We start from the raw sequence: 11,058 nt of genomic DNA on the forward strand, positions 1-11,058 counted from the left end.
CGTTAGCGACTATAAATGGAAGAACGAAAACGAACGAGAATTATGCTCTCCTTCAAAAAGATGCGGATAATACTTTTTCATTTCAGCATTCATTAACTCTACAGGAACATCATCAAACTCTCCATAGAAATGTTTGTATTCCATAAATTTCTGATCCCCTTGATAAGCTTGAAACAAAGCGTCATTTTCTCCATCCCATTCCAATGGATCAACTCCAGAGAGTTTACAAATTAAAGGATCAAAAGCCGGTGTTGACTTTACCCATTTACCATTCAAATAAGCAGAAACATAACCGTGAAATACAATTTCTTCGCGTCGCAGAACCTTTGTTAATTTTTCGACTCCAATATGATTCACTACATTTCCATAACCTAATTTTGAAGGAATTCCCAAAGCGCGCAATCCAGTTGCCAAGACAATTGATTTCTCCACACACCAAGCGCGACTTTGTTTCATGATTTTACTCGATTTTAATCCTTCAGGACGTAAATCTAAATGGTAAGGATTGTAAATAAAGCCATCTCTCACTTTATAGTACAAAGCAATGGCCTGCTCTTTTTTAGATAAAGAAGTATCAATAGTTGAAATCAATTCTTTGGTACTTTCATGATTTACCTCAAGAATTGATGTCGCTCTTAAATATCTTTGTTGTTCCTCCTCAGTCATACTTCAAAATTACGAATTATCAATTGAGAATTCGTAATTGATAATTGATAATTCGTAATTGATTTGCATTAGGGATAGCAGCGGCATCCTTTTTTAAAAAAAGATACAGCGGATAGCCCGACCCTGATATTCTTTGGAGTTTACGGAGAAGAATATCAGGGGAATGCCCAAAAAAGAAGAAAACTCAATTCCAAAAGAATAAAGCCAATTGATCTCGCCTCAATACTCCTTACTCCCACTCAATAATGTAAAAGACTCAAGTCTTTCATTGTGACTTTTGTTTCATAAATTCTTAATCCTTACATTTATATTTGTATGTACAATTAAACAGCACAAAACCTGAAACAATGAAAAAATTAGCACTTCTATTTATTACCGCATCACTTTTCGCAGCTTGTTCATCACCAAGTAATCAAGAATTAGCAGAAAAAAATCAAGCTACACTGGATTCACTTGAATTAGTGGAACAGCAGCAGCACGATGAAGAGATTCAAAAATACAGCGATATTGGTTTCAAATATGCCTCAACTACAAAAGCAACTTTAGGGAAAAATTTGATGGCTGCGATTATGGAAAAAGGAACAGAACATGCACTTGATTTTTGTAATGTTCAAGCGATGCCACTTACGGATAGCATGAGTCAGGTTCACAATGCGAAAATCAGACGTGTGAGTGACAAACCACGTAATCAAAACAATGCTGCAAATGCCAGAGAATTAGATCAAATTGAGTATTACAAAGGCTTAATTGCAGATGGTAAAAAAGGAAAAGACATCAAACCGAATGTAGAAATTAACGGAGATCAAGTACAATTTTATTACCCAATTATCACGAATGAAATGTGTCTACAATGTCACGGAACGAAAGAAGATGTCGTAAAACCAGCTACTTTGGCGATGCTTTCGAAATTGTATCCAGAGGATAAAGCGACAGGATACCAGGACAATGAAGTTAGGGGGATTTGGAGTATAATCTTTGAGAGGTAATTATTAATTATTAATTTAATGGTTAATTATTAATGGTTAACGCGATAGGAGTGTCAACACTAGCGGAAGCAATTTCGGGAATAAATTTTAAAATAGGACGTAATGAAAAAACTAGGGTTAATTGGAGGGACATCTTATCATTCTACAATAGATTATTATCGAATGATTAATGAAAAAGTGAGTGATGTTATTGGACATGATCAAAATCCTGAGTTACTTTTGTATAGTTTGAACATTGCTTTGATGCGTTCTGGCGATCGTGAAAAAATTCAAAATGAATACCTTAGAATTTCGAAAGAATTGATTTCAATTGGAGCTGAGGGGATTTTGATTTGTGCGAATACGCCACACATGGTTTACGATTTTGTTCAACCAAAAATTGATGTTCCTATTCTACATATTGGAAAAGCGATTGGGGATTATGCTATCAAAAATAACTTTAAGAATCTAGGGCTTTTAGGAACGAAACAAACTGTGAAAATTGGTTTTCTTGAAAATTACATCAAAGACAATTATCCGCTTGAAATAACACTTCCAGATGAGGAGAATATCGAAAAAGTGCACCATTATATTTCTAAAGAATTAACTCAAGGAGTCTTTTCAGCAGAAGCAAAAACTTACTTTCTGGAGCAAATGAAAGCTTTAAAAGAAAAAGGCGCTGATGCGATGATTATGGGTTGCACAGAATTACCAATATTGATTAAACAAGAGGAAACAGATTTTCATTTGATTGATACTACGGGATTGCATGTGGAAATGGCGGTGGACTTTATTGTTAATGGATAATTTTTAACGTGCCACAATTTGGAAACTCGCGGTAGTAGTGGATTTAGAGCAAAGGATATCACCAATTAAAGAACTTTTAATGAAATATTATTTGGGTAAAAGCATAAATAATGAATAGCTACTGTTTTGATAATTGACAACATCCATGGCGAATAAAAAAGTGTTTGTTCTGAATAACCGCTTGTTGTGAATTTACCCTTTAATTGAACCATGATTTCATACTTTGGATTATAAAAAAATCAACCCCCCCTTTTTTCAGAAGTACTGCTTGACAAATTTTAGGTGGTATTATGGTGTTATTAGGGTACTGAGATCATTTTTATTTACTTAAGCGTTATTGTTTTTCCACAGGACGCACCTTCTCCACCCGCTATAAATGTTTCTTTGGAACGATTCTTAACATTTTCTAAGCAATTTGTACAGTAATATATTCTTGTCGAACATTTAAAGCTACTTGTGGCACCATGATTAATGAATGATGTACTTCCGTTTTAATTCATTAGATGTAAAGTCGTTCCTGAATTGTTGTATAATTTCATGCTAGATTTATTATCTCTATTTAATACACTTTGTTTTAGATAATATAGAATAAATTACCACTTTCTACTTTTTCACTACCTTAGTCCAATAAAAATCAATTATTCAAAACAAGCTGTTTTATGCACAAAATTGATATTCGCACAGTAGATGTCGTTCAATATATAAGTCCTCTGCGTGAAGGAGGTTCCATGCCTGGAATTGTAAAAGCTAATGACTATTTCCTTTATATTATAAAATTCAGAGGAGCTGGACAAGGCAAGAAAGCGCTTATTGCTGAGTTTCTTGGTGGAGAATTAGCACGAGCAATAGGACTAAAAGTTCCAGAATTGGTTTTTATGAATCTCGATGATTCCTTTTCTAAAATGGAACCAGATGAAGAGGTTCAAGATTTACTAAAATTCAGTGTTGGATTAAATTTAGGGTTACATTTCCTGTCTTCTGCAATAACTTACGATCCTTTAGTTTCTGTAGCTCCAGCTATGACTTGTTCTAAAATCGTTATTCTAGACAGTTTGATTTCTAATATCGATAGAACAACAAAGAATCCAAATCTCTTGATGTGGCAAAAAGAATTGTGGATTATTGATAACGGAGCAGCGTTTTACTTTCATCACAATTGGAATAATTGGAAACAACATCTTACACGTAGTTTTCCAATGATTAAAGATCATGTTCTTCTTGAAAAAGCTACAGAATTAGATAAAGCAGCGAAAGAAATTCAAAGTGAATTAAACGAAGAAACCATTAAAAACATCATTAATGTCATTCCTGAAGAATGGCTAACAGATGAACATGACCCAATCAATCCAGATGAAAAACGTGCAGCATATTTGGAATATATGATGGCTAAATTGAGATTAATTGATGTACTCGTAAAAGAAGCGCAAGATGCAAGATAAATTTATATACGAATACGCCATCATTCAGTTTGCACCACTTGTGGAACGCAGAGAGTTTTTCAATATTGGAGCGATTCTATATTCAAAACCAAAGAAATTCTTAGCGCTTCGTTTTCATATTGACGAAGATAAATTGGCCGCTTTTAAAAGTGAATACACGAAACAAGAGCTTGAAGCTTATTTAAAAGCGTGGGAAAGGATTTGCAATGCAGAACCAAAAAGTAATGCTATCGCACAAATGGAAATGCCAGATCGTTTTCGTTGGTTGGTTGCAACGAGAAGTACGATTATTCACAGCTCTATCACACATACCGGAGTTTGTGAAGATCCTGAAAAGGAATTAGAGGATATATTTGAGCGCTTTGTTTTGTAAACTTATTATAGCTTACAAAATGAAAAAAATGAGATTCCTTGTCATTGTACTTTCCGGAATGAGAGTTATTGAGGTTGATAGAATGGAAGAACGAAGGCTCAATTTCCAATTAAACTTTCCTCCTTCCAAAGACCTTCCCACATAATTTCCCAACAAGAATTTATCTCACCTAATACTTATCATGATAAAATTCATTATCACGTTTTTCCTTTTTGTGTTTACTCATCGCTTCTTCAGCACGGAGTTCAACTCTTCGTATTTTTCCTGAAATAGTTTTTGGTAATTCTTTAGTGAATTCGATGATTCTTGGAATTTTATAGCGTGACAAATGCTCTTCTGAATAGACGAATAATTCTTTCGCCAATTCCGCAGAAGCTTTTGCACCACCCGCCAAAACAACAAATGCTTTTACGGCGTTACTTCGCATTTCATGTGGACTCGCTACAACTGCTGTTTCCAATACTTTTGGATGTTCTAACAGAACACTTTCTACTTCAAATGGCCCTACTCTAAAGTCAGAAGCTTTGATTACATCATCATCACGACCCACAAACCAAAAATAACCTTCCTCATCTTTGTATGCTTTGTCTCCAGTGTAATACAAACCATGCTTGAAAACTAAATCATTTCTTTTGGTATCAATTAAGTAGGTTTTAAACACACCAGTTACGATTTCTGGATGATGTCTCAAGCAAATATTCCCTTCTTCAGAAGTTTCTACTTCATTTCCATCATCATCGGCAATTAGAATATCATACAGAAATGTAGGTTTCCCCATTGAACCAAACTTCACTTTATTTCCAGGTAAGTTTCCTACCAAAGCAGTTGCTTCCGTTTGTCCATATCCATCACGAATAAGAATTCCTGTAGCCTTTTTCCAAACTTCAATGATTTCTGGATTTAAAGGTTCACCAGCAGCAACACATTCCCTCAAAGAGAAATTATATGAAGCTAAATCTTCCTGAATCAGCATTCTTAGAGAGGTTGGTGGCGAACAAAAAGTCGTCACTTTAAAATCTTGAATGGTTTGTAATTGCTCTTTAGGCACAAAACGATCGATGTGATATCCTAAAATTGTTGCTCCAACATTCCAAGGTGCAAAAAAGCTGCTCCATGAAAATTTCGCCCAACCTGGTTGAGAAATATTATAATGTAAATCCCCTTTTTGTAATCCAACCCAAGTAGTAGTCGTTAAATGTCCAATCGGATATCCGAAATGTGTATGCACGACAATCTTTGGCATTCCGGTTGTTCCAGAAGTGAAGAAGTAAAATAAATCATCATCGGAACGGGTTTTAGCCCCTTCAGCTACTTTAGATTCTGAAAAAATATCATCGATAGAAATCCAACCTTCTCGTGTTCCTTCAGTAAGGATTTTCAATTTAATCTTCTGACCATTGTTCTTTTCTGCTTCGTCTATTTTATCTGCATTTGCAGCATCCGATAAGGTAACTTGTGGAAGAACAGATTTAAAACGAAATTCTAAATCACGCGTCTCTAAACTTGTTGCCGCAGGAATAATCACAACTCCTCCTTTTATACAAGCTAAATATCCATACCAATTCGAAGGGACAAGCGGAAGTTGAACAAAGATTTTATCTCCATGTGTAATTCCATGTTTTCGCATTAAATTTAAAAACTGATTACTGCGTTCTGAAATTTCTTTATAAGTAAAGTCCTCGCGTTGCGCATTGTATTTCCAAATCAATGCCTTGTCATTTGGATTCTGCTTGACATTCTGCGGTTCAAAAATATCAGTTACCCAATTGAAAAACTCTGGCTTTTTAGGTTTTAATTCCTTCAAACTTTCGAAGTCCTTGTCTTTTATAGCCTGAGCTACACGATTATATAATTCTAAAATTTTCATATAGTTTACTTTGAAAACTAAACTTATACATATTCTAGTCATAATCAAAGCTAAACGTCCTATAGATATCGATTCTTTATTAGATTTATTTAGCAGAGAATAACCTCAAAGAAACAACAAGAAGTCAAAAAATACGTCAAAATCATCGCAACAACTACGCAGTAGATATTAAAACAAATCCACTATTAACCATTGATAATTAACAATTAACCAATAAAAAACCCATCTAAGTAAACCTGACGTTCATCATTCATAACTCATAATCCCCCTTCTTTTCTCTTCAAACTTTACTTCGGCAAACTCTGCACAAGTGCGAAAAATTTGCGTCTTAACGGTTAAAAATTACTATTTTAGAATCCTTAATAGTTTCATTCACCCAAAAACAACAATTCACATGAGAATATTTACTTTTTTGTTTCTATTGTTTTCAATTACTCAACTCAACGCCCAAGAAGGACTAACCTACCAAAAGCCTTCAAAAGAAATTTTAGACTTAGTAGATGTATCCTTGGCACCAAGCGTTCTTATGGATGAAAGCAAATCATTTATGATTCTGATTTCGCGCAATATGTATGGATCGATTGAAGAACTTTCTCAAGAAGAATTGCGTTTAGGAGGTTTACGAATCGATCCTAAAACGAATATTGGAAGTCGTGTAACTTACTTTAATAATATTCAAGTTAAGAATCTTAAGGAGAAAAATGCGGAGATTATTCAGGTGAAGAACTTGCCTAAAAATCCAAAACTCACGAATTTTAAATGGTCGCCAAAACAAGATAAATTAGCCTTTACCAATACCGCAGAAAATGGCGTTGAAGTTTGGGTTTTAGACTTAGCCACTGCAACAGTTAAAAAATTAACAAGCGACAATATAAACGCCAACATTGGTGATGTTATCAATTGGTTTGATGATGGAAAATCATTGTTAGTGAAAGTCGTTTCATCAAATAAAAAAGAATTAATCAATACAAAAACTGCTGTTCCTTCTGGACCAACTATCTCTGTAAACGATGGAAAGAAAGCACAGAATAGAACTTATCAAGATTTACTGAGCAATAAAAGTGATGAGCATAACTTTGAGCAACTGGCTTTATCAGAAATTTATAAAGTTAATTTGGATGGAAGCACTGAGAAATGGTTAGGCGACAATATTTACACAACAATAGACTTTTCTCCTGACGGAAATTATGTAATGATTGAAACAGTTGAAAAACCATTTTCTTACTTAGTTCCTTATTATAGATTCCCTTCAAAAACGACGATTTACACCAAAGACGGAAAGAAAGTAGAAACAGTTTTAGAAGTTCCGCTAATCGAAGATTTACCACAAGGATTTATGGCTGTTAGAGAAGGGAAAAGAGACTTTTCATGGAGAAACGACAAACCTTCTACTTTAATTTATACAAAAGCACTTGATGGTGGAGATCCAGAAAACGAAGTTCCATTTAGAGATGAAACTTTTGAAATGGAAGCGCCATTTAAAGGAAACGAAAGAAGCTTAATCAAGACAATCAATCGAATGAGCAGAATTCAGTGGGCAAATAACTCAATGGCCATTGCAAGTGATTATTGGTTCAATACTAGAAATACAAAATCTTATATTTTCAATCCTTCTGATGCTTCAATTGAACCAAAAACGATATCAGACAGAAGTTACCAAGATAAATATAGCGATCCTGGAAATTTTGTAACCAAAAGAAATGCGATGGGAAGAAGTGTTTTGGCTTTGTCAAATGATAACGCTTATCTTTTAGGTGACGGCTATACTGAGGAAGGACAATTTCCATTCTTAGACCAAATGAATCTAAAGGATTTAAAAACAAAACGTATCTATCAATCGAAATACACTGATAAAATTGAGAATTTACAAGATTATGACCTTGAAAACAATCAACTTTTAGTGAGAATTGAATCACCAACAGAATATCCAAATTACTCCTTCAGAAAGATTAAAGGAAATAAATTGAATCAAATTACTTTCTTCAAAAATCCTTTTGTAAGCATCCAAAATGTACATAAAGAAGTAATCAATTACAAACGTGCAGATGGATTAGATCTTTCGGGAACTTTGTATTTACCTATTGGATATGATATGGAAAGCAAGGAGAAAATGCCAATGATTATTTGGGCTTATCCTACTGAATATAAAGACAAATTTAGTGCAGGTCAAAACACACAAAATCCGAATAAATTTACATTTCCGTTTTACGGTTCAATGATTTATTGGGTAACGAAAGGCTACGTTGTTTTAGACAATGCTTCATTCCCAATAGTTGGTGAAGGCGATAATGAACCAAATGACACGTACATTGAACAACTGGTTTCGAATGGAAAAGCAGCGATTGACGCTGTGGATGAATTAGGTTACATCGACAGAAATAGAGTTGCTGTTGGTGGACATTCTTACGGTGCATTTATGGTGGCGAACTTACTTTCACATTGTGATTTATTTGCTGCGGGAATAGCGAGAAGTGGAGCTTATAATAGAACATTAACTCCATTCGGATTCCAAAGTGAAGAAAGAAATTATTGGGAAGCGCCAGAAGTTTACAATACTATGTCACCATTTATGAATGCTGAAAAAATGAAATATCCTCTTTTATTAATTCACGGTGAAGCAGATAATAATTCAGGAACTTACCCTATGCAAAGTGAACGCTATTTCAATGCATTAAAAGGCCTTGGAGCAACGGTGAGATTAGTGATTCTGCCTAAAGAAAGTCATGGCTACAAAGCAAAAGAAAGTATTCTTCATTTGTTGTGGGAACAAGATCAGTGGTTGGAAAAGTATGTTAAGGGTCAGTAATGATTAGAGAGTAGAGACTGCCATTATTTATGAGCTTTTCCTTTAAAAAAGCTCATAAATAAAACGGATCATTAAAAATCGAAGCTTTTTTTCTTCGCTCTCTTTCTCTTTCTCTTTCTCTTTCTCTTTCTCTTTCTCTTTCTCTTTCTGTTAATCATTAATCAGTAAGGAGTTTTGAGAAACCATAGATTTATAGTATTCACTTTGAGCATTATAATGTTCTTTGCTTCATTGTTTTTAGAAACATTCCACATAAACAATGGACATCCAACTGCCTAGTCGATTGGCTTAGCAAATATAAACTTGGGAATTTTTAGTGGAAATATCAGCTGGCTTGCAAACATATTTATAGTTCCTGCGTTGATCCTCACATATAAAAAATCTGGATTTCCAATTGTGTTTTCATTAATTGCTTCGATTCTTGCTTTTAGTTTTTACATTAATGGTGAAATTATCATAAACGAAGCTGGACAAAGCGGGAAAGTATCAAAATATTTGGTGTGGTTTTCTAGTATGACTTCATATCTAATTTACCACATAGTAATTCTTATAATCGAAAGAATGAAAAATAAATCAGCAATAAATTTCGTGTAAGAATCCTGAGTACTCCCTACCCAAAACTCCATACTCCCATCTCATTACTCCCATCTCATTACTCTCCTTGTGCTTTCAAAAACGAAATCACCTTACTATTGAATTCAAGAGGTTGATCCACATTTACTACGTGTCCACAGTTTTGAATCACGTGCAATTGCGCACTCGTATGTTTAGAAATTACTTCTTTAATTGATGGCAAGAATAAATGATCTTGTTCCCCCATAATGTAAAGCGTAGGAATATTGATGTCTTTCATTCTAAACAATCTCAACAATGGCGTTAATTCTGTAGTTAACTTATACCATCTTTTAAATTCCTTTTGATAAAGTTTCCTTGCTTCTTTAACAAACAATGAACGTGATTCCTTATGATTTTTTCTTGGCATAATTACAAACGCAAAAAGCTTATATAAGAAAATATAAGGAACAACTGATTTGAAAGCATTTCCAAAACCAATCAAAAATTTAGAACGCACATTTAATTTCAGAATTGCTCCTCCCATTACCATGCTTTCAACACGTTCTGGATTTCTTTCTGCAAGATCTCTAATTAGAATTGTTCCCAAGGAAATCCCTATAAAATGCGATTTTTGAATTTCAAGGTGATCCATTACCTCAAGAACATCATTAGAAATTACCTGAAAAGTATATTTCTCATTACTAATCTGCTTCACAGGAACTTGACTTTCGCCATGTCCACGTAAATCAATCAATAATATATTGAACTCTTTTTTGAATGCTCGAATTTGTCGAAACCAAATAGAACTACTCCCTCCTGCTCCATGAACAAAAGTCACCCATTTTGTGGTGTTTTCATTTCTATAAATTGAGTAACTTAACATAGTTTCGAAAGAGAGTTTTTAATGTTTAAATAACACATCGATTGCTCAAAAGTTTTACAATAATACGATAAAGTAAGGATACTCCTCAAAATATTTTTCCTTGAAATACAGTGACTTGAATAAATTTCAATGCATACATAATAGTTTTTAAAGTTAACCTCAATAAATATAGGTAGATAACAATATTTATAGATTTCATTCTGGTTCAAAACTTTTTTTTCTAATACATGAAAAGAAGATGAATTTTAAATGTTTTAAGTAATTATTAGAGATAAATTTAGATAAAAACACCAAAGAAAAAACCCGGAGCAAGTCTGGGTTTTTGATTTCCAATTTTAAAGTGCAGCATTAGAGCCTATGGAATAATGGGGCACTGTTTTACAAAAGTAGGTTTTATAATTCCAATTCCCAAAAGAGAGGGCGTGAATTCCTATAAATATTTAACAGAAAAGGAATTAAAAATGCTGCGGAAAATTGCCAAAAAAAGTCATTCTTGTTTTGTGGTCTGTGATTTCGATTATGAAACTCCCAAAGCACTTAAGAATTTTGATCAAGCAAAAGAAGATGAAAAGAAAAAGTACTTCCATTTTTATTGTGGCAGAAGAACAGAGCCAATAGAATAGTTCCGGTAATTTAAACCTGCTAATTAAGACCTTATTAGATCTTTCCGCTATACTTATAAAATGCGCAATTGGCT

At 33.8% G+C, this 11,058-nt stretch carries 9 protein-coding genes; 6 read left to right on the forward strand and 3 right to left on the reverse strand.

Features of this window, described 5'->3' with window-relative positions:
• Positions 1-9: 9 nt before the first annotated feature.
• Complete coding sequence (locus ERX46_RS11590) at positions 10-666, reverse strand: transglutaminase-like domain-containing protein (protein ID WP_130094033.1); 657 nt, start codon at positions 664-666, stop codon at positions 10-12.
• A 347-nt stretch (positions 667-1,013) separates the two neighbouring features.
• Between ERX46_RS11590 and ERX46_RS11595 the strand changes: the two genes are divergently transcribed.
• From ERX46_RS11595 to ERX46_RS11610, 4 genes are all read left to right on the forward strand, one after another.
• Positions 1,014-1,652, forward strand: a complete 639-nt coding sequence (locus ERX46_RS11595) for a Tll0287-like domain-containing protein (RefSeq protein ID WP_130094034.1) — start codon at positions 1,014-1,016, stop codon at positions 1,650-1,652.
• Positions 1,653-1,754: 102 nt separating this feature from the next.
• Entirely contained in the window at positions 1,755-2,438 is a 684-nt protein-coding gene (locus ERX46_RS11600; protein WP_130094035.1) for an aspartate/glutamate racemase family protein, read from the forward strand.
• A gap of 659 nt (positions 2,439-3,097) precedes the next feature.
• Positions 3,098-3,877, forward strand: coding sequence for a HipA family kinase (locus tag ERX46_RS11605; protein WP_130094036.1), 780 nt, complete (start codon positions 3,098-3,100; stop codon positions 3,875-3,877).
• Complete coding sequence (locus ERX46_RS11610; protein ID WP_130094037.1) at positions 3,867-4,250, forward strand: DUF3037 domain-containing protein; 384 nt, start codon at positions 3,867-3,869, stop codon at positions 4,248-4,250. Before ERX46_RS11605 ends, ERX46_RS11610 begins: the two co-directional genes overlap by 11 nt.
• A gap of 169 nt (positions 4,251-4,419) precedes the next feature.
• On the opposite strand, the gene ERX46_RS11615 is transcribed toward ERX46_RS11610, so the two are convergent.
• Entirely contained in the window at positions 4,420-6,117 is a 1,698-nt protein-coding gene (locus tag ERX46_RS11615) for an AMP-binding protein (RefSeq protein WP_242494570.1), read from the reverse strand.
• A gap of 394 nt (positions 6,118-6,511) precedes the next feature.
• Here ERX46_RS11615 and ERX46_RS11620 point away from each other — a divergent pair, with 394 nt between their 5' ends.
• Complete coding sequence (locus ERX46_RS11620; RefSeq protein WP_130094038.1) at positions 6,512-8,923, forward strand: S9 family peptidase; 2,412 nt, start codon at positions 6,512-6,514, stop codon at positions 8,921-8,923.
• A 652-nt stretch (positions 8,924-9,575) separates the two neighbouring features.
• Here ERX46_RS11620 and ERX46_RS11625 read toward each other — a convergent pair.
• Positions 9,576-10,361: an alpha/beta fold hydrolase gene (locus ERX46_RS11625; RefSeq protein ID WP_130094039.1), complete on the reverse strand. Its 786-nt coding sequence runs from the start codon at positions 10,359-10,361 to the stop codon at positions 9,576-9,578.
• A gap of 422 nt (positions 10,362-10,783) precedes the next feature.
• On the opposite strand from ERX46_RS11625, the gene ERX46_RS11630 reads away from it, so the two are divergent.
• Positions 10,784-10,984 (forward strand): hypothetical protein, encoded by a 201-nt coding sequence (locus tag ERX46_RS11630; RefSeq protein WP_130094040.1) that lies wholly within the window; start codon positions 10,784-10,786, stop codon positions 10,982-10,984.
• Positions 10,985-11,058: the final 74 nt, after the last annotated feature.

Origin of the sequence: Brumimicrobium glaciale, assembly GCF_004152935.1 — a bacterium.
GTDB lineage: Bacteria > Bacteroidota > Bacteroidia > Flavobacteriales_D > Crocinitomicaceae > Brumimicrobium > Brumimicrobium glaciale.